Below are 22,608 nucleotides of genomic sequence, written 5' to 3' on the forward strand. Positions count from 1 at the left end.
ACCAGAGTTTCTGATGTTACTAGTGGGGCAATTGTTATCAATCGGGCGGCTGGTTTTCCACATGCGACCTGCCGCACCCTTGTACTGCGGCCCGGGCGCCCCTAGTTTTAACCCAATTGCAGCGCCCCGGGGACTGGGCAAGCAGTCATATTGGGGGCCATTGTGGAGGCTGTACGCATTGTCGAGGACGAAGTCCGCGAGCTGATTCGACGGCGTGGCCTCGACCCGTTGAGGCAGGTCGGTGAAGTTCGCCGCCTAGTCGAGGCAGCCGTCATGGATTACGACGAGCGGGCCTTGCTGGGCCCCCTTCCGCCAATCGGTCCGCTGGAGACAGCGCGGCGGTTCGTCTTCGACGCAGTAGCCGGGTTCGGGGCCCTCCAGCCCCTGCTCGACGACCCGGCCATCGAGGAAATCTGGCTCAATGCTCCGAACGAGATCTACGTGGCCCGGAACGGCGAATCCGAGCTGACCTCGGTTTCGCTCACGGACCAGCAAGTCCGGGACCTCGTGGAACGGATGCTCAAGAGTTCCGGGCGCCGACTCGACATGTCCTCCCCCTTCGTCGATGCCGCCCTTCCGGACGGGTCCCGGCTGCACGTCGTGATTCCGGACGTGACGCGGCGTCACTGGGCCATCAACATCCGCAAGTTCGTCGTGAAAGCCAGCAGGCTCGAACATCTCGTGGAACTGGGCACGCTGACACCGCAGGCAGCCCGGTTCCTCGGCGCGGCCGTGGCCAGCGGCCTCAACATCCTGGTCTCCGGCGCAACCCAGGCGGGCAAGACCACCATGCTCAACTGTCTGGCGGCGAGCATCGGGACCCGCGAGCGCGTCATCACCGTCGAGGAAATCTTTGAGTTGCAGTTTCCGCTGCGGGACGTCGTGGGGCTGCAGTGCCGGCAGCCCAACCTGGAAGGTGAAGGCGAAATCCCCATGCGCAGGCTGGTCAAGGAGGCCCTGCGCATGCGCCCTGACCGGTTGGTGGTGGGCGAGGTCCGCGAGGCCGAGAGCCTGGACATGCTGATCGCCTTAAATTCAGGCATGCCCGGCATGTGTACCGTCCACGCCAATTCGTCCCACGACGCCGTCACCAAGATCTGCACTCTCCCGTTGCTGGCAGGCGAGAACATCTCGAGCGCCTTCGTGGTGCCGACGGTCGCTTCCTGCATTGACCTCGTGGTCCACTGTGCCCGCCATGCCAGCGGACGCAGGGAGGTGACGGAGATCCTGTCGTTGGGCCGCCGGGTGGAAAACGGCATCATCGAGTCCTCCATGGTTTTCGCGCTGGCGGACGGACAGCTGCAACCCAAGGCCAACTCGATGCCGGCCGCCGAGAAGTTCGCCCGTTCCGGTTATGACGTCGCGGCACTGCTGGAGCCGCGCTGATGGCCGCGATGCTCGGCATGCTTGCCGGTGCGGGGCTCCTGCTGGTCTGGTGGTCTGCCTGGGAACAACCCAACGCTGCCAGTGCCAGTCCTTCCAAGACCAGACGTCTGGAGGACCTGCTGCGGACCGCAGGAATCGAGAAGGTCAGCGGCCCCGGCCTGCTGGCAAGCTGCCTCGGCGTCGGAGTCTTCACAACCCTCGTCTTTTTTGCCGTGACCAGGTCCTGGCCGATCGCGGGCTGCTTTGGCCTGTTCGGGGGCTGGCTTCCCATGGCCATCGTGAAATGGCGCGCGCGGAAGCGCTCCGCGGTGCTGCGCCAGCTCTGGCCCGACGTCGTCGACCACCTGCGGTCGGCGATCCGGGCTGGTCTGTCGCTCCCGGAGGCACTCATCCAGCTGGGTGACAAGGGTCCGGAGGAACTCCGCCAGGTGTTCCGCGATTTTGGCTCCGACTACCGTTCGGGAGGGCAGTTCGATCCTTCACTGACCCGCCTGAAGGACCGGCTGGCGGATCCCGTGGCCGACCGGATCATCGAGGCCCTCCGGCTGACCAGGGAGGTTGGCGGCTCGGATCTCGGCCGCTTGTTGGGCACCCTGGCGGAATTTCTGCGGGAGAGCGCCCGCACCAGAAGCGAGCTGGAGGCGCGTCAATCCTGGACCGTCAACGCCGCCCGGCTTGCGGTGGCAGCGCCCTGGATAGTCCTGGTGCTGCTGGCAAGCAGGCCCGAAGCGGTGGCTGCATACAACACACCCGTCGGGGCCGCCGTCCTGCTTGGCGGGCTGGCGGTTTCCCTGATCTCCTATGCCGTCATGTTGCGCATTGGTGCGCTGCCGGCCGATGAGAGGGTGCTCCGGTGACCGGGCTGACGGCGGCGGCAGTGGCCTGCGGACTCGTCCTCGGCAGCGGCGCCTGGCTGTTGATGGTCAGGCTGCCATTTATGCGCCCGGCTACGTTTGTTGAACGCATCGCCCCTCAGCTGAAGTCCCATAACGTGGAATCCCGGCTCCTGCGGACCGTACCGGGAAACATCACTCCTTTCGGACCCTTGGAGAGGATTCTGCGTCCGGTCATCGGCGACGCCGTGACGCGGCTGGGGAGACTTAGTCCGGGTTCCTCCGCGTTGAACCGTCGTCTGGCCAGATCCGGGAGCGGCAAGTCGCCCGCCGACTTCCGGGCAGAGCAGCTTCTCTGGGGCGCGGCCGGATTTGTCCTTGCGGTCGGAGCCGTCGTTGTTTTCGGCGCGGCCGGGCGGTTCAGCCCCCTCCTGGCCGTCGTGCTGGTGCTGGGCGGCGCGGCCGGTGGTTTCATGTTGCGGGACTACCTGCTGGGCGCCCAAATCAGGAAGCGCGAAGCGCGCATGATGGCGGAGTTCCCCAGCATTGCCGAGCTCATGGCACTCGCGGTGAGTGCAGGTGAAAGTGCCACGGGCGCACTGGACAGGGTGTGCCGCAGCGCCCGGGGAGAGTTGTCGAAGGACTTCACCCGCGTCCTGGCGGAGACCCGGGCAGGGAAGCCGCTTGTGGAGGCCCTGCAGGAGTTCTCGTCACGGACGGAGCTTGGTCCATTGCTCCGCTTCGTGGACGGGCTGATCGTGGCGGTCGAACGGGGAACGCCCCTCGCCGATGTGCTGAGGGCACAGGCCCAGGACGTGCGGGACACGGCTAAGCGCGAACTGATGGAGTCCGCCGGAAAAAAGGAAATCGCAATGATGGTGCCGGTCGTCTTCGGCGTTCTGCCGCTGACGGTCTTGTTCGCCGTCTATCCCGGCCTGGCCGCGATCAGCATGGGTTTGTAGATCAGCACGGCTTTTGTAAAAGGGGGAAAAGGAACCGCACGAAAACAGCACGATGACAACCGAACCGACAAAGGGGAGAAAAGTGAAACAGATCCCAAACCGCATGGCGCTATGGCTCTGCAGCATCAACCTTGTGCCCGGACTGGCCAGATTTTCCGCTGCACACGGGATCACGGGACCTGAAGAGGCCGGCGATCATCCCGAGCGGGGCGATGTGCCGGGCTGGGTGATGATCACACTGATGTCGGCCGTCCTCGTGGCAGCGCTGCTCGCGCTCGCCGGCCCCGCCCTGGAAGGACTGTTCAACCAGGCCATGGACAAGGTCGGGCAGTAGTACGTGCGGCTGCCCGGCAGAGGCTGGGGCAGAACTGACGAGCGGGGCTCGGCGGTGGTGGACTTCGTCCTCGTGGGCGGGCTGCTGACGCTGTTCTTCCTCGCCATCATCCAGCTCACCCTGGTCCTCCACGTCCGGAACACGCTGATCGACGCCGCGGCCTCGGGCGCCAGGTACGGGACCCTCGCGGACCGCGGCGCCGGGGACGCCAAAGACCGGACTGCGCAGCTGATCGGGGTCGCGCTCAACCGGGAGTTCGCCACGGACGTGACGACCGCAGAGGCCACGTACCAGGGCGTCCGGACCCTGGAGGTCACCGTCCGCGCGCCGCTACCCGTGATCGGGCTGATCGGTCCCCGCGCAGTCCTGGAGGTGAAAGGGCATGCGGCCATCCAGCCCTAACGGCGGCGACGACGCCGAGCGGGGAAGCGCCGTCGTCGAATTCACGTTCCTCTCGCTGCTGCTGATGGTTCCGCTGGTCTACTTCATCATCACCATGAGCCAGCTCCAGGGCGGCTCCTTCGCGGTCGTCGGCGCCGCGGACCAGGCCGCCAAAGTCTTCGTCGCCCAAACCGACGCCGCAGGCGGCCGGGCCGCCGCCGAGCAGGCCGTCCTCCTGGCGCTCGCCGACCACGGGCACTCCGCGGCAGGCGCCCGGGTCGAAACGAGTTGCGCCCCGGCAGACTGCATGGCCGCCGGCTCGGCCGTGACGGTCACCGTCCATCTCACAGTGCCGCTGCCGTTCGTCCCGTTCAGCGAGGCACTGAATCTGAACGCGGGACAGCTCAGCGCCTCCGCCACGCAACTGGTGGGCCGCTTCCGATGAGCCGTCCTCCAAAGCAGCGCCCAGGGCGGCGCCCGCGGAAAGGACCGGGCACCGGTCAACCACGCCGGGGCCGGCGCAACGAGGACGGGCAACTCATGGTGCTGATCATCGGCTACGTGCTGCTCGCCCTGCTGCTGGCCACCGTTGTCACCGCCGCCTCGAGCGTCTACATCGAACACAAGAAGCTCCTGTCGCTGGCCGACGGAGCCTCCGTGGCCGCCGCGGACAGTTTCACGCTGGGACAGCTTGAGACCGCCGGCGGCGGCCCCACCGCCGTCCTCACCGGCGCCCGGGTGCGGGGCGCCGCCGTCGACTTCCTGGACCGCAGCAGCTCCTACACCCGGTTCAGCGGCCTCAGCATCGGGCCGGGAACGGGCAGCCCGGACGGCTCCACCGCCGTCGTGGTGCTAAGCGCCGCCGTCCACCCGCCCGTGGTCAATTTCCTGGTTCCTGACGGGATCAGGATCGAGGCGAGTTCGACGGCGCGTTCCCGGCTCACGCGGTGAGCCCCGGGCCGGGTCCGGGCGGCTCGCACGGATAGCGTAGGCTTAAAAAACCATGGCAAACATTGATTTTCCCGCAGAAATCCGCGCCCTGCGCGCCACCTACACCTCGATCGAGAACGTTTCGAACGTCGAGGCGCTGAAGGAAGACATCGCCGAGCTCAGCGAACGGGCCGGCGAACCGAATCTGTGGGACGATCCCGCGGCCGCCCAGGTGATCACGTCGCGGCTCTCGCACCGCCAGTCCGAACTGGCCCGCCTGGATTCCCTCACCGCGCGGATCGACGACCTGGAAGTCCTCGTGGAGCTGGGCCAGGACGAGGACGATGCCGACTCCATGGGCGAGGCCGCGGCCGAACTGGAGTCCATCCGCAAGGCGCTGAAGGACCTCGAGGTCGTGACCCTGCTGTCCGGCGAGTTCGACGAGCGCGAGGCGGTCGTCACGATCCGCGCCGGCGCCGGGGGAGTGGACGCCGCCGACTTTGCCGAAATGCTGATGCGGATGTACCTGCGCTGGGCAGAACGCCACGGCTACCCGACCACCATCATGGACACCTCCTACGCCGAGGAAGCCGGGCTCAAGTCCGCCACCTTCGAGGTCAAGGCCCCCTACGCCTACGGCACACTCAGCGTCGAGGCCGGCACGCACCGCCTGGTCCGGATCAGCCCGTTCGACAACCAGGGCCGCCGCCAGACCTCGTTCGCCGCCGTCGAAGTCATCCCGCTGATCGAGCAGACGGACTCCATCGACATCCCGGACAACGAGATCCGCGTCGACGTCTTCCGGTCCTCGGGCCCGGGCGGCCAGTCCGTCAACACCACGGACTCCGCCGTGCGCCTGACCCACATCCCCACCGGCACCGTGGTCTCGATGCAGAACGAGAAATCGCAGCTGCAGAACCGTGCCGCCGCCCTGCGCGTGCTGCAGTCCCGGCTGCTGCTGCTGAAGAAGGAACAGGAGGACGCCGAGAAGAAGGCGTTCGCCGGCGACGTCAAAGCCTCGTGGGGCGACCAGATGCGCTCCTACGTCCTGAACCCGTACCAGATGGTCAAGGACCTCCGCACCGAGCACGAGGTCGGCAACACCTCGGCAGTGTTCGACGGCGAGATCGACGACTTCATCGACGCTGGCATCCGCTGGCGCACGGACAACCGCAACGCGGAGAAGTAGACGCAACCAGTAGGCACAGGCAACCTGCCCCATCCGCCTCTTGTGTCACATCCGCCCCGCGGGTCTAATCCTGCGACACGCCCCCGCGCTCAGCCGGTTCCGCACGGGCCCGTGCGTATAGTCGAGAAGCCGGAGCTCTACTTCCCCCACTAGAAAGCCCGCGCGCCGGCAGCAGAACTGGACCCTACCGTCCCCGTCCTGCAGGGTTCTAGGGCCATGATCCGTTTCGAAAATGTCACCAAGGTCTATGACCAGAAGGCGCGACCCGCGCTGGACTCCATCAACCTTGAGATCGACCGCGGCGAATTCGCCTTCCTCGTCGGGGCCTCGGGCTCCGGCAAATCGACCTTCCTGCGCCTCGTCCTCAAAGAGGACCGCGCATCCTCCGGCGCCGTGTACGTGGCCGGCCAGAACGTGGCGAACATCTCCAGCTGGCGTGTGCCCAGGCTCCGCCGCGGGATCGGCGTCGTGTTCCAGGACTTCCGCCTGCTGCCGCAGAAAACCGTGTTCGCCAACGTCGCCTTCGCCATGCAGGTCATCGGCAAGAGCCGCAGCGTCATCCGCGACACCGTGCCCGAGGTCCTCAAGACCGTCGGCCTCGAAGGCAAGGAAAACCGCCTCCCGCACGAACTGTCCGGCGGCGAGCAGCAGCGCGTGGCGATCGCCCGCGCCGTCGTCAACCGCCCCGGCATCCTGCTCGCGGATGAGCCCACCGGCAACCTCGACCCCACCACCTCCATGGGCATCATGGGCGTGCTGGACAAGATCAACCAGAACGGCACCACCGTGGTCATGGCCACCCACGACGACGACATCGTCAACGAGATGCGCAAACGCGTCGTCGAACTCCGCAACGGCGTCATCATCCGCGACGAAGCCAAGGCACTCTACACGTCCATGATTCCGGTGGTGGGCCAGTCCCGCCGGCTGCGGGATGCGAGCGGCCGGGATCCCCAGTCCGCCGCCCCGGCAGCCACCACCCGCGCCGAAGCCCGCGCCGCAGGGGAGGCCCAGCTGTGAGGCTCCAATTCGTCCTCGCCGAGATCGGCAGCGGCCTGCGCCGCAACCTGTCCATGGTGGTCTCGGTCATCCTGGTGACGTTCGTGTCGCTGACCTTCGTTGGCGCCGCCGGCATGCTCCAGCTCCAGATCAACCAGATGAAGGGCTACTGGTACGACAAAGTCCAGGTCGCGATCTTCCTCTGCAGCGACGGTTCGACGGCGGCCGGGTGCGCCACCGGCCCCGCCACTGCGGAGCAGCAGGAAAACCTGCGCAAGGTCCTGGAGTCGCCCGCGGTGGCCCAGTACGTCAACGACTTCCAGTTTGAGTCCAAGGACGACGCCTACAAGCACTTCAAGGAACAATTCTCCAATTCCCCGATCGTCGACTCGGTGACGCCGGACCAGCTTCCGGCCTCCTTCCGGATCAACATGAAGGACCCGGAGAAGTACCAGATCATCAGCGAAACCTTCTCCTCGCAGGCCGGCGTCGAAACCGTGATCGACCAGCGCCAGCTCCTGGAACGGCTCTTTTCCGTCATGAACGCGGCCTCCCTCGTGGCCGTGAGCGTCGCCGGCGTCATGATCATCTGTGCCATCCTGCTCATTGCCACCACGATCCGGCTCTCGGCCTTCAGCCGGCGCCGGGAGACGGGGATCATGCGCCTCGTCGGGGCTTCGAAGATGGTGATCCAACTGCCGTTCATCCTCGAGGGCGTAATTGCCGCCGTGATTGGCGCGGCGCTGGCGTCCGGAACGCTGTGGGCCGTGGCGCACTTCTTCCTCGGCGGTTATCTGTCCAGACAGTATCCCGACACCGCCTTCATCTCCGCAGGTCAGACGCTGATTCTTGCACCGGCACTGATCGGCCTGGGCATTTTGCTGGCAGGGGTATCATCTCTCCTGACGCTACGTCGATACTTGAAGGTCTAGCGTGCTTAACGAAAAAGGAACGTCCATGACATCGCTGCAACGACCCGCCCCGAAACCGGGCCCGGCCCGGCTCCGCGCGGCTGGCCGCCGCAGCCGCCTCGTCAGCGCCACGCTGGCGCTCGTCCTGGCGGCGAGCATGGGCGCGTCTACCCCGGTGGCGTTCGCCGACAACCTTGAGGACCAGCAGGCCACCCTCCGCGACGAGGCGGCCCGGGTCCAGCATTCCCTCGAATTCGTGGACTCCCGTATCGCCCAGGCCGCCTCGGACCTGGTCCTCTACCAGGGCCAGCTTCCCGGTGCCCAGCAGGCCCTGCTGGACGCCCAGGGGCGCGTCGCGAGTGCGGTCAAGGAAGCCGAGGCCCTCGCAGCCCGCGTGGACCTTGCGCAGCAGAACAAGGCCAAGATCACCCAACAGCTCGAGACGGACCAGCAGAAAATTGCCGACACCAAGAAGCTGATCGGCCAGATCGCCACCCAGGCCTACAAGTCCGGCGGTGTGCCGTCCAATCTCTCGCTGTTCTTCGGCTCCAACAACGGCGGCAGCCTCACGGATACCATCGACCTGGCCGACCAGGCGATGCGCAGCCAGAACTCCGCGATGGACAAACTCACCCAGCAGAACGCCACCAACATCAACTCCCGGGCCCGGCTCGAAGCCGTGGAAGCCGAGATCAAGGATCTTAAGGCCAAGGCCGACGCCGCGCTGGCACGCGAACAGGCCGCCCGCGACGAGGCGGAGGCCCAGAAGGCCCAGGTGGACAAGCTCATCGCCGACACCACCCGGCTCGACGCCGAACTCCAGGCAGCCAAGCCGGGAATCCAAAATCAGCTCGCGCAGGTCAAGGCCCAGCAGGACGCTGTCGCGGCTGAAATCGCCGAACGCGACCGCAAGCTGCGCGAAGCCTGGGAAGCCGAGCAGCGGCGCATCGCGGAGGCAGCCGCAGCCGCGGCCCGCGCCCAGGGCCAGGCTAAGCCCCCGTATGTGCCCGCCCCGCCAGGGAACCCGTCCGCGTTCGGCCTCCGGAGCCCCTTCAACGGCGTCCGGATCAGCTCGGGCTTCGGTTGGCGCGCGACGCCGCCGGGCACCATCGACTTCTACGGCCAGGGCGGCTACATGCACACCGGCATCGACTTTGCCGCGGCCTGCGGCACCCCCGTCTACGCCGCGGCGGCAGGCACAGTGTACTCCGCGGGATGGGCCAACGACGGTGGCGGCAACAACGTCAAGATCTCGCACGGCGTTGTCCAGGGCAACTCCCTGACAACGATCTACTACCACAACGTCAGCGTTACGGTATCGCCCGGGCAGCAGGTCAGCCAGGGACAGCTGATCGCCTACTCGGGAACCACGGGCAACTCGACCGGCTGCCACTCGCACTTCGAGACCTGGCTCAACAGCCGGGCCGTTGACCCGATGGGCCTGCTCTGATCCGCCCGGAGCGGAAGCGCTCCGGCCGGACCGCGGCCCTGCCGTAAACTGGAGGAAGCCCTCCGTCCCGGTCCTGCACCGATCCGGTATAGGGCCTCCCCTCGATCCAAGGAGTTCTACCGTGCCGAAAGAAAGTGGCCGTAAGGTAGTGGCCACCAACCGCAAGGCCCGGCACGACTACCTCATCCTCGACACCTACGAGGCCGGCATTGCCCTCATGGGGACGGAAGTGAAATCCCTCCGCGAGGGACACGCCTCCATGGTGGACGGCTTCTGCACGTTCTACAACGACGAGCTGTGGATGGAGGGCATCCATATCCCCGAATACCACCAGGGGAGCTGGACCAACCACGCCGCACGCCGCCGTCGGAAGCTGCTGCTGCACCGCGACGAGCTCACCAAGATCTCGCACAAAATCCGCGAATCGGGCTTCACCATCGTCCCGCTGCAGCTGTACTTCGTCGACGGCCGGGCGAAGGTGGAAATCGGCGTCGCCCGCGGCAAGAAGGAATACGACAAGCGACAGACGCTGCGCGAGCAGCAGGACAAGCGCGAGGCCCTGCGCGTCATGCGCGAGCGGAACCGGCGCTGACGAACCGCCGGACCGGCCAGGGAATGAATCCGGTGGGCCTTGCGTTATGATTGGTAGTCCGGGATGGACTCGTAAGTGTCCCGTCCGGGTTGAAAAAAGATAGTTGATAAAAAAATACGGGGATGATCGGTTTCGACGATGTTAGTCGCGACAGGTGAAGCGGGCCGAGGATGCAGAATTATCTCGTAAACGCTGTCTGCAAACCAATAAGTGCCGAATCAAAACGCACTGACTTCGCTCTCGCTGCCTAAGCAGTAAGACAGTCCGTCAGCCCGAGGTTGCTATTGCCCCGGATCCTGGCGTCATTTAGATAGCCACTGCTGTTTACCTCCGTCATCGGGGTGAACGGGACTCTTAGATGACTGGGCCCGGATCGGCCAGCTGTTTGCAGCATGGCCGGGGCCGAGAAAATCCGACGCAAACTGCGCCCGGAGAAGCCCTGACAACACGACATCGGACGGGGGTTCAATTCCCCCCATCTCCACCATCGGAGCCCCGGAAACGGTGCTCCACCCCGTAGAGTCCCACACAAAAGGCCGGAAGCTTCAGCTTCCGGCCTTTTGCTTTGCCCGGTTGTAGGCAGAAGCGGCCCGGCTGGCGGGCGGCGCCCATCCGAGTGCGTTCAGCGCTTCTTGATGTGGGCAACGGGGTCCGAGTGCGTCTCTGCGACGTTCTTGGACTTCTTCTCGGCCCGTTTTTCCTTGATGGTCTTCACGGGTTTCTTGACCGCGCTCCGGTGCGGCGTTTTGTCAGGCATGTGGGCGCTCCCTAACAGCAGGGGGCCGGGATGGCCCCGTGGTACTAAGTTACGCCTCAGGTACCGCGACGTCCACGATGCCGACGAACCGGCTGCCCACACCCTCATACTCGCTGCGGACCAGCCCGGCGCCGACGCCGGGAACCTCATAGGGGGCGTGGTGCGCACAGCACACATAGGTGAAGTCCGGCCACCACTTCTTCGGCCGGGCAGCCTCGGAGAATCCGCAGACCGCACACGTCAGCTGGACCCAGACCGGGCGTTTGCCGGTCCGGTTGGCCTTGGACTGCACCAGCCACGCCGGCGGGTTGTCCAGGAGTTCGCCGAGCTCGGCGTCGCTGAGCCGGGGCGGGATACCGTGACGGTGGGCCATCTCCAGCGGAATGTCGAGGATCTGGGCTGCTTCACGTCGGGTAACCATCCTTCAACGATACGGGATGGGAGGGACCTCGAACTGCCCGCGAAAGGCCTGCGTTACGCCCGTCACAGGCCGGTGACGGCCAGCCCGAGCGCTGCCGCGGCCAGGCCGGCGATCAGGTTGGCGACAATGTTGGCGGCGGCCGCGCGGTACCGCGTCTCGCTCACCAGCCGCACCGTGGCGGTGGTCCAGGAACTGAAGGTGGTCAGGCCGCCCGCGAGCCCGGTCGCGAGACCGGCCTGCCACTCGGCCCCCAGCCCCAGCCGGACCGTCGGCCCCACGGCCGCGCCGATGATGAAGGAGCCGGCGACGTTGACCGCGAGGGTCGCCCACGGCCAGTGCGGATGGCGCCCCGGGTGGTGCGCGAACCAGGAGTCGACGGCGAAGCGCAGCAGGGCGCCCGCGACGCCGAAGACCCCCACCAGGGCGGCGGTGATCATGATGCCTTGCCGGTGAGGTCGGCCAGGGCCTTGCCGGTCTTCCATCCGGCGGCTGCTGCGCCGAGTCCCAGGACGAGGGAGAGCCCGAGGTAGGCCAGCCAGCTGGCATGGAAGCCGCCACGGTACAGCTGGTCAAGGGAGAACACCACCGCCGAAAAGGTCGTGAACGAACCCAGCAGCCCGGGGCCGAGGCCGGCCCGCAGCCAAAAGGCGGTCTTTGGCCGTGCGATCCAGACGGTGGTGAGGGACGCGAGGACAAAACTTCCGACGACGTTGATCACCAGGGTGGTCCACGGGACGCTCCCCGCCGCCTCCGGGAACAGCAGGCCGGCCCCGTAGCGCAGTTCCGTTCCGATCAGGCCGCCGACGGCGACAGCGGCCCAGGCGCGCCAGCCCGGCAGTCCAGCCCGCATTCAGCGCCGTTCGAGGCGGCAGCCGGGATGGGTCGTCTCGCTGTGGACCCAGAGCGCGGAGGCTACTTCCTCGGCCAGGTCGAATTCGCGCCGGGTCCCGCCGGAGCCGATGAGTACCACCAGGGCACCGCCGAAGGGCTTCCTGCCCAGCACCTCGACGTCGGCGTCCAGCGCGATCTTCTCGGCGGAAAGGTAGCGCAGCAGCTCGGGGTTGTCGTCGCTGATGCGGGTGATCAGGCCGGTGTGGCCGTCGTCGAGGTCGCTCATCCGGTGGGCCGCAGGCATCTGCACGGAGCCGTCAGCGGCCGGGATCGGATCGCCGTGCGGATCCCGCACCGGGTTTCCGAGCTTCGCAGCCATCCGTTCGATGAAGGTGTCGGAGACGGCATGTTCCAGGAGTTCGGCTTCATCGTGGACCTCGTCCCAGCGGTAGCCGAGCTCCCGCACGAGGAACGTCTCGATGAGGCGGTGCCGCCGGACCATGGACAGCGCCAGCCGGACGCCGTCGGCCGTCAGCGTGATGGCGCTGTAGGGCTGGTGGTCCACCAGGCCCTGGTCCTTGAGTTTGCGGACCATCTCGGAGACCGAAGAGTTGGCGACGCCGAGGCGCTGGGCCAGCTGGGTGGAGGTGATGGGCTTGTCCTGCCACTCCGTAAAGGAGTAGATGACCTTGACGTAGTCCTCGATCGAGGAGGATGGCAGGCTGGTCTTCACACCGTCCAGCCTACCGTCAGGCGGCGCCGGAGAAGGTCAGCCACAGCAGGACGAGGTTGAGTGCGACCACCAGGACCACGGCGGTGATGGCGGCAATGCGAAGTGCCATTCCGTCCGCGAAGCGGCCCATCAGCGCCTTGTTGCTGGTCAGGACGACCAGCGGGACCAGGACGAAGGGAATGCCGAAGCTCAGGACGACCTGGCTGAGGACCAGGCCCCAGGTGGGATCGAAGCCGATGCTCAGCAGCACTACGGCAGGAATGAGGGTGACGACCCGGCGCGTCATCATCGGGATCCGGATCTTGAGCAGGCCCTGCATGATGGAGCCGCCGGCGTAGCAGCCCACGGAGGTTGACGCCAGCCCGGAGGCGAGCAGGCCGACGGCGAAGATGACGCCGACGATCGGACCCAGGTTGGCGGTGATCGCGGCGTGGGCGCCCTCGATGGTGTCCGTTCCCTCCTCGCCGCCCAGGGTCGATGCGGCGAGCAGCAGCATCCCGATGTTCACGATCCCGGCAATGGCGAGGGCCGCCACGACGTCCCAGCGGGTGGCTTTGACCAGGCGCGTCATGGCTGGCGCGGGCACGTGGAGGTGCGGGTTCGGGCGGTGCCGGTCCCGGGAAAGGGCCGAATGGACGTAGATGGCGTGCGGCATCACCGTGGCGCCGAGCATGCTGGCGGCCAGCAGCACGGTGTCCGGACCCTGGAAGCCCGGGATCAGGCCGGCCGCGACGCCCGCCGGGTCGGGCGGGCTGATGAAGAGGCCGGCCAGGAATCCGATCGTGATGATGCCCAGCAGGAAGATGATGATGAACTCGAAGGGCCGCTGCCGGTTCCGGGCCTGGACGGCCAGCAGGAGCATGGAGACGCCGCCGACGATTACGGCGCCGAGGGGCAGGGGAAGCCCGAAGAGCAGGTAGAGCGCGATCGCCCCGCCGACCACTTCGGCCAGGTCGGTGGCAGCGGCCACGATCTCGGCCTGGACCCAGAACGCGCGGCGCCAGACCGGCTTGAGCCGCTCACCGAGGATCTCGGGCAGGCTCTTCCCGGTGACGATTCCGAGCTTGGCGGACTGGTACTGGACCAGCACGGCCATGATGTTGGCGGCCACCAGAACCCAGACCAGGAGGTAGCCGTACTGGGCGCCGGCTGTGAGGTTCGCCGCCACGTTGCCGGGATCCACGTAGGCGATCGAGGCGACGAACGCCGGGCCCAGAAGGCCGATCATGGCGCGGCGGCCGCCCTTTTTCCGCCGGGCGGGTGCCTGTGGCGCCGGCGCTTCGTGTCCTGTTACTTCCAGCACGGCGGGCTCCCCTGGGTAGGTGCGTCACGACGACGCGGCCGGTGGCGGCGCGCTGTTGCCCGCCCCATAATTTGTAGCTGCCTATAAACAATTATTAGGCATACCGAAACCATAGGCCAGCGTGCAGATTCGGTGCAATGCCGGCGCGTGGAACCGTGGGCCCGCCGGGTCAGGCCCGGACGGCCCGCCAGCTCTGTGTCAGGTAGGGGAGGGGGAGTATTTCGCCGGGGCCGTGGCCCAGATGTTCGTGCAGGTACCACTCGAGATTGCCCAGGACCTTGGCGCGGACCGCTTCGCTGGCCGCAAGGTAGTAGCTGCGGGACTTGGTCAGCTCCATGATGTCGGCGGTGCGCACGGGATCTTCCCAGCGGGTGAGGTGGCTCTCCAGCCCCCCGAATTCCGGGCCCAGCGGGGGCCTGAAGTGGGGTTTGTGGACGTCGCCGGCATGCATGATCCGCGAGAGCCGGTGCACCCAGGGAACGGACGTGTCCAGCTGGTTCCAGACGAGCCCCAGGACACCATGGGGGCGGAGGATCCTGGCGATCTCCGTGCTGGCCAGGACGGGATCGCACCAGTGCCACGCCTGGGCGACCGTGACGACGTCGAAAGCCCCGGAGGGCAGACCCGTGTGCTCGGCGGTACCCTCGACGGCGGTGACGCCCGGAAGCGTCCTGCGCAGCTGCTCCAACATGTCGGCGGACGGGTCAACAGCCACCGTGTGCAGCCCGCGCCCGGCCAGCAGCGCCGTGAACTTCCCGGTGCCGGCGCCCACGTCCGCGGCGTCCTTCGCCCCGGCGGGAATCAGCCAGTCGGCCGAATCGTCGGGGTAGCCCGGGCGCACGCGTTCGTAGTGCTCCCCGCCGTCCTGGAAGCTCTGCCCGAGCTCCTGGCGCCGTTCCCGGTGCAGTTTGGGGCCACCGCGTGCCACGTGCGATCTCCTTCGGCAGGTCCGGATGGGTACCTTCCGAATTTACCGCACGCGGCAGGGCCGCGATGCCAGGTTGGTTCCCCGCCCGGTCAGTCCTGGGTGCAGGGGGCCGCGCCGGCAGTGCCGGGCGTGTTGGGTGCCCAGTGCGGGTAGCTGCGGGTGTCGTTGGACGGAACCCACCTTCCCGCGTCCACCACGTAGTCCCAGCCGAGGCCGGTCTGGCGCAGCTCCTGGATACCGGCGAGCAGACGCTGGGCGTCCTCCAGCCGGGACCCGACTCCGAAGCTGGCCCGCAGCGAGCCGGAGGGCAGCCCGAGCCGACGGAGCAGGGGGTGTGCGCAGAACCGGCCGTCGCGCAGCCCGATGCCGTGTTCGGCCGAGAGATACGCCGCCACCAGGCCCGCGTCGTAGCCTTCCACGGAGAAATTGACGACGCCGATGGTGCCGGTGCCGGCCCCGTTCCCCGGTTCGTGGCCTGCCGGCACGTCGAAGGATGCACTGTCCGCGAAGATCTGGTGGACGGTCACGCCGTCGATCCGCGCTAGGCCCTCAACGAGGAACGACCGGATGGCGTTTTCGTGCGCGTGCCACTGGTCAACGTCCAGGCCGGCGATGACCTGGGTGGCCCGGGCCAGGGTGGCTGCGCCGAGGACATTGGGAGAGCCGCCTTCATGCCGGGCGGGGCCGGTGGTCCAGCTGACCGTGTCAATCCGGGCGTCCTGCACGGCTCCGCCGCCGGCCAGGTGCGGCGTGCCGGCGTCTAGCCAGTCGGGACGGCCCACCAGCACGCCCGCGCCGAAGGGCGCGTAGAGCTTGTGCCCGGAGAACGCGAGGTAGTCGACGCCGTCCGCGGTGATGTCGATCCGCCGGTGCGGGGCCAGCTGGGCGGCGTCGACGACGATCCGGGCGCCGTATTCATGGGCCAGGGCGGCCAGTGCCCGGATCGGCAGGATCTCGCCGGTGACGTTGGAGGCGCCGGTGACGGCGAGCAGGCTGACGCCGCCGTGGGCGAGTTCCCCGTGGAGCAGTTCCAGCGTGGCGGCGAGGGTGGGCGCGGCGATGACGCTGCGGTGCGGCACCCGCTGCCAGGGCAGGAGGTTGGCATGGTGTTCGATGTCGAGGTAGAGCACCTCGCCGGTGTTCACGCCGTCGACGACGGGCAGGCAGCCGGCCAGCAGGTTCAGGGAGTCGGTGGTGTTCCGGGTGAAGATCACGGCGTCGTCCGGACGGCCGCCCACGAAATCGCGGACGATGGTGCGGGAGTTCTCGTAGACCGAGGTGCTGATCTGGGAGGCATAGCCGGCGCCGCGGTGGACGCTGGCGTAGAACGGCAGGATTTCGTTGAGGTAGGCCGAGACCACCGACAGCGCGGGCGCCGAGGCGCCGTAGTCCAGGTTGGCGTAGCGGACGCTGCCGCCCTGGATCAGCGGCGCCTGGATCTCGGCGCCCGTCACCGCGGCCAGCGGACGGCGGGCGACGGCGAACCGCACATCGGGATGCGCTTGGCCGGCGACGGCACGGAGTTCGGGGGTGGCGGGAATGGTGGCAGTCGTCATGGGACCTCGCTTGAAAAGGACCCCACGTACCGGGGATCCGCGCTTGCCGGGTCCGTTCCGGACCGGCCAGGTCGTCACCCGGGGCACCCCGCCGCGAATGGAGGKTTGCCGGCCAGCAAACCGGGGTTTAGCGCTGGCACTCGTGACCTGTTTCGAGCCTAGGACATTCCCCGCCCGCGCGAAAAGGTGCTGGCCGATTGTGAAGCTGTTTGTTACGCGGGCGCTAGCACACTCGCTAGCACGCTCGGCTGGCTGCGGCGATGCCGGTCCGGGGGCTCGTCAGGAACTGCAAAGTTGAACAGGTTCCCGGGCATCCGGCGCCCGGGCGGGCGGTGCCGCCGCAGACCGGATTGGCCGTCGCTGCGACCGTTTCGGCGGGTTCTTCGGCGTGTTCCCGGACTGGCCGGGCGGCGTCCCGGCTCGGGGCGGTCTGCTGGCTGCCGGTGGAGATGCTGAGGCCGAACAGGGCATCGAGGGCAGCGGCGTAGTCGTCCTGGCGCCCAAGCGCGGCGAGCGCCCGGCCGCGGACCGTCGGGGTATGGAGCAGGCGCCGGATCAGATGCCGGAGGGCGAGGTTCACGTCGTCAGCCGCGGCAGACCGGCCATGCTGTTTGCTGACGCGTTCCATTTCGCTGTGGAGGACCTGATGTAGGTGCTCGCGCAGCGCGACGACGGCGGTATCCACGGCGCGCCCGGCTTCCTCCTCCTCGAAGTGGCGTGCCGCCTGCCGGACCAGGGCGCGGGCTCGGCGCAGCGCCGCGGCGTCCGCCGGGGGAGCAGCGCGGTGCACCGATTCCAGCGTGATGAGTTCGACGCCTGGCAGCCCGCCCACGCGGGGGTCGAAATCGTGGCTGGGAGCGAGGTCGATGATGGCCAGCGGACGGGCCGCACCCTCACGCCACCGGGTGAGGGCGGCAGCGTCGAGCCGGGCCCCCGAGCCGCTGCAGCCAATGAGGAGGTCCACCCCCGCAACGGCTGCCGGCAGCTGGCCGGCGGAGAGGGCGGTGCCGCCCCGGGCCGCCACGAAGGTCTTCGCGCGGCCGGAGTGGGAGAAAACCGAAATGTCGGAACATTTCCGGTTCCGGAGCAGCTCCGCGACGCACCCGGCGTAGGCGCCGGTCCCGAAGAGAACCGCCGACGCGCCGGCGATCCCGGCCTGTTTGGTGCCGTCCCGCGGGCCCACGGCGGCGGCAAGGTCCAGGGCAACGGAAGCGATGGATCTGCTCGCGCTGCTGAGTGCGGTCTGTGCCCCCACGTCCTTCGCGGTGCGGGATGCGGCCTGGAACAGCCTGCCCAGCCGTCCGCTGGTGGTTCCGGCGGCCTGCGCGTCCGAGAGTGCGCGCCGGACCTGGCCGGCGACTTCGCGTTCACCCACGACGACGGAATCCAGCCCCGCGGCAACGGCGAAAAGGTGTTCCGCGGCCGCAGTTCCCCGGAGTTCCTCGAAGAGGCCCGAAAGGCGGTTCTTGGGCAGCCCGGAGCCGAGATGGACCGACTCGAGGACGTCCGTGCGTGCGGCTGCCAGGCCCGCCTCGGACGGGACTTCGCAGTAGATTTCGAATCGGTTGCAGGTGGACAGGACCACGGATGCGGCGACGGGCGAGCCGCCGGCGAGAAGCTGCGGCGCGAGCCCGGTGGCGGCGGCGTGCAGTGCGGCGGCCGATTCGGGCTCCAGGTCCCGGTACTTCGCCATGAGCACCAGCAGTACCGGGCCGATCCCGGCGGTGCCGCCAGTCCGGGCATGAGCTGTGTCAGACAAGGCTGCTCTCCTCCCAAAAAGATGCCCTACCTTGAGGCCGGCTGAGGCCGGCCGTCCTGGACAGCGTCGTACAGGGAGGTTGCGGAATCCTTGGGGGCGGGCCCGTCGGGTTGCTAGAGCAGGTCGTCCAGGCCGGGATTGAGGCGCTTGAGGACCTCGGAGTGGAGGATCGAATTGGTGGCGAGGGCGTTACCGCCGAAGGGGCCGTCTTCGCCGTCCAGGGAGGTGAAGCGCCCGCCTGCCTCGGTGACGATGGGTACCAGGGCGGCCATGTCGTAGAGGTTCAGCTCGGGCTCGCAGGCGATGTCGACGGCGCCTTCGGCCACGAGGCAGTAGGACCAGAAGTCCCCGTAGGCGCGGGTGCGCCAGACTTCCTCGGTGAGGCCGAGGAACTCGTCGAGGTTGCCGCGCTGCTTCCAGCCGCCCAGGCTGGAGTAGGACAGGGAGGCGTCCGAGAGCTCCGAGACGTTGGAGACCTTCAGCCGGGTGGCGGCGGCCAGCGAACGCCCCATGTAGGCTCCGGCGCCCTTGGCGGCCCACCAGCGCTTGCCCAGCGCGGGGGCGCTTACGACGCCGACCACCGGCTCGCCTTCGTCGACGAGGGCGATCAGGGTGGCCCAGACGGGGACGCCGCGGACGAAGTTTTTGGTCCCGTCAATCGGGTCGATTATCCAGCGGCGGGAGCCGTGGCCTGAGCTGCCGAATTCCTCGCCGAGCACGGCGTCGCGCGGGCGGGAGCGGGACAGCTGGCCGCGGATGGCTTCCTCGGCTGACTTGTCGGCGTCGGTCACCGGCGTGAGGTCCGGCTTCGTCTCGATCCGAAGGTCGAGCGCCTTGAAGCGGCTCATGGTCTGGGAATCTACGGAATCTGCCAGTACATGGGCAAGGCGCAGGTCATCGTTGTAGCTCGAAGCGGGTTGACTCATGGTTCCAAACTACCGCCAAAGCGGGCGGGGGAGCGGTAGGCGGGACCGCAGCCGGCTACGAGACGGTGCCCAGTTCCTTGACGTCCTGTGCTTCCATCCGCGGGTCCGTCCCCAGCAGGCGGCGGAGCGAGGCGAGCCGGGCCGGGCCGGATTCGCCCGCGTGGCCGGCAGCCACCCAGGCGTCCACTCCGCAGTTGACGGCGCTGGAATCGTGCTTGCAGCCCCGCTCGCAGTCGTCGGTGCCGGGCTCGAGGTCCGGAAAGGACCGCAGGATCCGGTCCGGGTCCACGTGGGCCAGGCCGAAGGAGCGGATGCCCGGGGTGTCGATGATCCAGCTGCCCGCCGGGGCATCGTTGACCTTGAGGGCCAGGGCGGAGGACGACGTGTGGCGGCCGCGCCCGGTGACGGCGTTGACCCCGCCAGTGGCGCGCTCGGCGCCGGTCAGGGCGTTCACCATGGTGGATTTTCCGACGCCGGAGTGGCCCAGCATGACGGTGACCTTCCCGTCGAGGTGGCCGCGCAGCTGCGAGACGGCGTCCTTGTCCAGGCGCGCGGACAGGCCGTCGTCGGAGCGGGCGTCGATGCCGGAGGCGGCGGAATCCGCCGTCTTGGAGATGATCACCGGGAAGGCAAGGTGCTGGTAATTGGAGAGGAGTTCCGCAGGATCCTTGACGTCAGCCTTGGTGACCAGCAGCAGCGGCTCGATGCCGGCGTCGTACGCGGCGACGAGGGCGCGGTCGATGAAGCCGGTCCGCGGCTCCGGGTTGGCGGCCGCCACGACGATCACCAGTGTGTCGGCATTGGCGACGACGGCGCGCTCGATCGGGTCCGTGTCGTCGGCGCTGCGCCGCAGGAGGGTCTTGCGGTCCTGGATCTTGACCAGCCTGGCCAGCGTGTCCGGCTCGCCGCTGACGTCCCCGACAAGGGAGACGAAGTCGCCGGCAACGACCGGGTTGCGGCGCAGCTCCCGGGCCCGGGCGGCGATGATCTTGCGCTCTTCGGGTGTGCCTTCGGCGACGACGGCGGTGTAGCGGCCGCGGTCCACGGTGATGATCCGGCCGGTGACGGCGTCGTCATAGGCGGGCCGGTCCTTGGTACGGGGCCGGGATCCCTTTTTGTTGGGGCGGATCCGGACGTCGGATTCGTCCCAGGAATCAGTGCTGCGTGCCACCGGCGGAGTCCTTCTCTGCTGCGGTTCGCTGCGCCAGCATGGCTTCCCAGAGTTGTGGGAAGTCCGGCATGGTCTTGGCCGTCGTCGCGATGTCCTCGACCTCGACGCCGGGCACTGCCAGGCCAAGGATGGCGCCCGCCGTGGCCATGCGGTGGTCGGCATAGCTGTGGACGATGCCGCCGCGCAGCGGCGCCGGGCGGATGACGAGGCCGTCGCCAGTCTCCTCGGCATCCCCGCCCAGGCGGTTGATCTCGGCCACGAGGGCGGCGAGCCGGTCCGTTTCGTGCCCGCGGAGATGGGCGATGCCGGTCAGCCGCGAGGGGCCGGTGGCGAGGGCGCACAGTGCTGCCACGGTGGGCGCGAGCTCGCTGGTCTCGTCGAAGTCGGCACCCTTGATCTCGGCCCCGCCGGTGACCGTCAGGGTGCCGTCCGTGAGTGTGACGGCGGCACCCATGGCCGTGAGGATGCCGCGCCAGAGGTCGCCGACCTGCGTGGTCTCTGCGGGCCAGTTGGGGATCCGCACGGTCCCGCGGGTGGCGAGGGCCGCCGCCAGGAAGGGGCCGGCGTTAGAGAGGTCCTGTTCGATCCGCTGGTCAAAGGCGCGGATCAGGCCGGGGGAGACAACCCAGTGGTTCGGAACGGAGTCATCGACGCCCACGCCGACGCCGCGCAGCACGGCCACGGTCATGTTGATGTGGTCCAGGCTCGGCACGGGCTTTCCCGGGTATTCGGTACTGCGGTGTTCCAGGTGAAGACCGTCGGTGAAGCGGGCGCCGGCCAGCAGCAGGGCGGAGACAAACTGCGATGAGGCGCTGGCATCGATGACGAGGTGGCCGCCGCGGACCTCCCCCGTGCCCTGGACGGTGAACGGCAATGACGACGCCGATCCGCCGTCGGGGGCGCTGACCGCTACGCCGAGTCCGGCCAGGGCCTCGATGATGGTGCCCATCGGGCGTTTGCGCGCGTGCGGGTCGCCGTCGAACAGTGACGCCCCCCGGCGCAGGGCCGCGACTGGCGGCACGAAGCGCATGACCGTCCCGGCCAGGCCGCAGTCGATCGCGGCCGGAGCCCCGGAGGGTTCCGTGCTGATGGGCGTGACAGCCAGATCGGGACCGAAGGCGCCGTCGCCCGGAACCTCGGTGATAGTGGCGCCGAGTTGCCGCAGGGCCTCGATCATCAGGGCCGAATCCCGGGAGTGCAGCGGAGCGCGCAACCGCGAGGGCCCGTCGGCGAGAGCCGCCAGCACGAGGTACCGGTTGGTCAGGGACTTCGATCCCGGCACGGTGACCGTCGCGTCAACGGGCCGGTCGGCGAAGGGCGCCCGCCAGAGCGGAGGGGTCCCGGCCGGAAGGGGATGGGCGGCTGCGGTGGGGGTGGTGCCGGTCATTGCTGTTTTAGGCTCCGTGGGTGTGGTCTACGGCTTTGCGCACGGCCTTGTCGGCCTTCTTAAGCTGTTTGCCGGTGGTCTTCTTGACGTCGGCGGCGAGGTGGCCGGCGTTCTTCTTGGCGTCCGCGGCGAGGTGTTCGGCGCGCCAGGCCAGGCTGGGCCTGCCATTGGTGTCGACGGAGGCCAGCAGCACGCCGCCGGTCAGCGAGACGTTTTTCAGCAGCTGCTTGCGGCGGGCGTCGCGGCCTTCCTTGGACGTTATGTCCGCACTGCGCCATTCAACGTAGCCGTTGAGCGCGGAGATGACAGCCAGGACGGTGGCTGCCAGGCGTGCTGACTTGCCGAGTGCGAGGAGGACCCCGGCTCCAACCTGTGTGCCGCCGATAACGCGGGCCAGGACCTTCTCGTTGGTCTGGAAGGGAAGGGACTCCGCGGCGCGGCGCAGCAGGGGTGAGAGCTGCGTCGCGGTGTCGTCCGCATTCTTTAGCTTGTCCATGCCCGCAAGGACGAAACTGGAGGCGAGCATGGGCCGGGCGAGAAAGCGGACAAAGGACATGAATTTCCTCCTGGATGGACGAACCGCGGAATCAATGCGGGAGAACCGGTTCTAGTCTTGCACTTTTGCGGAATATTTGCCTGCCCGGCGGGGTTGTGAATGACAGGCCCGGCCGCCGGTTTGCGGCTGGTCAAGGGGCAAGACAACAAGAGCACGATAACGAGTCAGGCCAGCCCACATGCCGGGCTGGAACACGGTGCCGCGGCTGGAGGATTCCGGCGTGGCGCCAGGGAGGCGGAGATTTGGTTCTGGTGAAGGACAAGCTGACACGTGGCACCGCGCTTATCGGGGACATTGCGCAGCCTGCGGCGGA

The 22,608-nt window shown here is 67.9% G+C and carries 25 protein-coding genes, 1 other RNA gene and 1 riboswitch; of the genes, 13 read left to right on the forward strand and 13 right to left on the reverse strand.

All coding sequences use genetic code 11. The features are described 5' to 3' along the window. The first annotated feature begins 162 nt into the window (after positions 1-162). The 13 genes from AB4Y67_RS04495 to ssrA all read left to right on the forward strand — a co-directional run bounded on the left by AB4Y67_RS04495 (position 163) and on the right by ssrA (position 10,454). Positions 163-1,386, forward strand: coding sequence for a CpaF family protein (locus AB4Y67_RS04495; protein WP_441404587.1), 1,224 nt, complete (start codon positions 163-165; stop codon positions 1,384-1,386). After that, positions 1,386-2,243, forward strand: a complete 858-nt coding sequence (locus tag AB4Y67_RS04500; RefSeq protein WP_441404588.1) for a type II secretion system F family protein — start codon at positions 1,386-1,388, stop codon at positions 2,241-2,243. The genes AB4Y67_RS04495 and AB4Y67_RS04500 overlap by 1 nt, the downstream gene beginning before the upstream one ends. Beyond that, complete coding sequence (locus AB4Y67_RS04505; protein WP_441404589.1) at positions 2,240-3,181, forward strand: type II secretion system F family protein; 942 nt, start codon at positions 2,240-2,242, stop codon at positions 3,179-3,181. Before AB4Y67_RS04500 ends, AB4Y67_RS04505 begins: the two co-directional genes overlap by 4 nt. 82 nt (positions 3,182-3,263) lie before the next feature. Then, positions 3,264-3,515, forward strand: coding sequence for a hypothetical protein (locus tag AB4Y67_RS04510; RefSeq protein WP_441404590.1), 252 nt, complete (start codon positions 3,264-3,266; stop codon positions 3,513-3,515). A 3-nt stretch (positions 3,516-3,518) separates the two neighbouring features. After that, positions 3,519-3,917: a TadE family protein gene (locus tag AB4Y67_RS04515; protein WP_441404591.1), complete on the forward strand. Its 399-nt coding sequence runs from the start codon at positions 3,519-3,521 to the stop codon at positions 3,915-3,917. Continuing rightward, entirely contained in the window at positions 3,898-4,341 is a 444-nt protein-coding gene (locus AB4Y67_RS04520) for a hypothetical protein (protein WP_441404592.1), read from the forward strand. Before AB4Y67_RS04515 ends, AB4Y67_RS04520 begins: the two co-directional genes overlap by 20 nt. A gap of 95 nt (positions 4,342-4,436) precedes the next feature. Then, the gene (locus AB4Y67_RS04525; protein ID WP_441404593.1) at positions 4,437-4,847 is read left to right on the forward strand and encodes a pilus assembly protein TadG-related protein; all 411 of its coding nucleotides are present in this window, start codon (positions 4,437-4,439) and stop codon (positions 4,845-4,847) included. Positions 4,848-4,899: 52 nt separating this feature from the next. Then, positions 4,900-6,015: a peptide chain release factor 2 gene (gene prfB, locus AB4Y67_RS04530; protein WP_441404594.1), complete on the forward strand. Its 1,116-nt coding sequence runs from the start codon at positions 4,900-4,902 to the stop codon at positions 6,013-6,015. 216 nt (positions 6,016-6,231) lie between these two features. Next, entirely contained in the window at positions 6,232-7,035 is an 804-nt protein-coding gene (gene ftsE / locus AB4Y67_RS04535; protein WP_441404595.1) for a cell division ATP-binding protein FtsE, read from the forward strand. After that, entirely contained in the window at positions 7,032-7,946 is a 915-nt protein-coding gene (gene ftsX / locus AB4Y67_RS04540; RefSeq protein WP_441404596.1) for a permease-like cell division protein FtsX, read from the forward strand. Before ftsE ends, ftsX begins: the two co-directional genes overlap by 4 nt. A gap of 25 nt (positions 7,947-7,971) precedes the next feature. Continuing rightward, on the forward strand, positions 7,972-9,375 hold the full coding sequence (locus tag AB4Y67_RS04545; RefSeq protein WP_441404597.1) for a peptidoglycan DD-metalloendopeptidase family protein: 1,404 nt from the start codon (positions 7,972-7,974) through the stop codon (positions 9,373-9,375). A 121-nt stretch (positions 9,376-9,496) separates the two neighbouring features. Then, complete coding sequence (gene smpB / locus AB4Y67_RS04550) at positions 9,497-9,967, forward strand: SsrA-binding protein SmpB (protein ID WP_224047014.1); 471 nt, start codon at positions 9,497-9,499, stop codon at positions 9,965-9,967. Positions 9,968-10,085: 118 nt separating this feature from the next. After that, positions 10,086-10,454: a transfer-messenger RNA gene (ssrA, locus tag AB4Y67_RS04555) on the forward strand. Positions 10,455-10,589: 135 nt separating this feature from the next. On the opposite strand, the gene AB4Y67_RS04560 is transcribed toward ssrA, so the two are convergent. From AB4Y67_RS04560 to AB4Y67_RS04620, 13 genes are all read right to left on the reverse strand, one after another. Beyond that, positions 10,590-10,724, reverse strand: coding sequence for a hypothetical protein (locus AB4Y67_RS04560; RefSeq protein WP_263422131.1), 135 nt, complete (start codon positions 10,722-10,724; stop codon positions 10,590-10,592). Positions 10,725-10,773: 49 nt separating this feature from the next. Further along, a complete protein-coding gene (locus AB4Y67_RS04565; RefSeq protein ID WP_441404598.1) occupies positions 10,774-11,145 on the reverse strand; it encodes a hypothetical protein in 372 nt (123 codons plus the stop codon). A 62-nt stretch (positions 11,146-11,207) separates the two neighbouring features. After that, positions 11,208-11,582 (reverse strand): fluoride efflux transporter FluC, encoded by a 375-nt coding sequence (locus AB4Y67_RS04570; RefSeq protein ID WP_441404599.1) that lies wholly within the window; start codon positions 11,580-11,582, stop codon positions 11,208-11,210. Next, the gene (locus AB4Y67_RS04575) at positions 11,579-11,995 is read right to left on the reverse strand and encodes a fluoride efflux transporter FluC (protein ID WP_441404600.1); all 417 of its coding nucleotides are present in this window, start codon (positions 11,993-11,995) and stop codon (positions 11,579-11,581) included. The genes AB4Y67_RS04570 and AB4Y67_RS04575 overlap by 4 nt, the downstream gene beginning before the upstream one ends. Continuing rightward, a complete protein-coding gene (locus AB4Y67_RS04580; RefSeq protein ID WP_441404601.1) occupies positions 11,996-12,709 on the reverse strand; it encodes a metal-dependent transcriptional regulator in 714 nt (237 codons plus the stop codon). A 16-nt stretch (positions 12,710-12,725) separates the two neighbouring features. After that, complete coding sequence (locus AB4Y67_RS04585; RefSeq protein ID WP_441404602.1) at positions 12,726-14,012, reverse strand: Nramp family divalent metal transporter; 1,287 nt, start codon at positions 14,010-14,012, stop codon at positions 12,726-12,728. Positions 14,013-14,181: 169 nt separating this feature from the next. After that, positions 14,182-14,940, reverse strand: a complete 759-nt coding sequence (locus tag AB4Y67_RS04590) for a class I SAM-dependent methyltransferase (protein ID WP_441404603.1) — start codon at positions 14,938-14,940, stop codon at positions 14,182-14,184. A gap of 89 nt (positions 14,941-15,029) precedes the next feature. Then, entirely contained in the window at positions 15,030-16,496 is a 1,467-nt protein-coding gene (locus AB4Y67_RS04595) for an aminotransferase class V-fold PLP-dependent enzyme (protein WP_441404604.1), read from the reverse strand. 34 nt (positions 16,497-16,530) lie between these two features. Continuing rightward, positions 16,531-16,644, reverse strand: a riboswitch (SAM riboswitch). 87 nt (positions 16,645-16,731) lie between these two features. Continuing rightward, a complete protein-coding gene (locus AB4Y67_RS04600) occupies positions 16,732-18,189 on the reverse strand; it encodes a glutamyl-tRNA reductase (RefSeq protein ID WP_441404706.1) in 1,458 nt (485 codons plus the stop codon). Positions 18,190-18,368: 179 nt separating this feature from the next. After that, positions 18,369-19,181 carry a histidinol-phosphatase gene (gene hisN, locus AB4Y67_RS04605; protein ID WP_441404605.1) on the reverse strand — a complete coding sequence of 271 codons (813 nt, stop codon included), beginning with the start codon at positions 19,179-19,181 and terminating at the stop codon, positions 18,369-18,371. 55 nt (positions 19,182-19,236) lie between these two features. Beyond that, positions 19,237-20,352 (reverse strand): ribosome small subunit-dependent GTPase A, encoded by a 1,116-nt coding sequence (rsgA, locus tag AB4Y67_RS04610; RefSeq protein ID WP_441404606.1) that lies wholly within the window; start codon positions 20,350-20,352, stop codon positions 19,237-19,239. After that, a complete protein-coding gene (gene aroA / locus AB4Y67_RS04615) occupies positions 20,336-21,739 on the reverse strand; it encodes a 3-phosphoshikimate 1-carboxyvinyltransferase (protein WP_441404607.1) in 1,404 nt (467 codons plus the stop codon). The genes rsgA and aroA overlap by 17 nt, the downstream gene beginning before the upstream one ends. A 7-nt stretch (positions 21,740-21,746) precedes the next feature. After that, on the reverse strand, positions 21,747-22,295 hold the full coding sequence (locus tag AB4Y67_RS04620) for a DoxX family protein (RefSeq protein ID WP_441404608.1): 549 nt from the start codon (positions 22,293-22,295) through the stop codon (positions 21,747-21,749). Between the last annotated feature and the right edge of the window lie 313 nt (positions 22,296-22,608).

The organism is Arthrobacter sp. YAF17, from assembly GCF_052113365.1.
Taxonomy (GTDB): Bacteria; Actinomycetota; Actinomycetes; order Actinomycetales; family Micrococcaceae; genus Arthrobacter.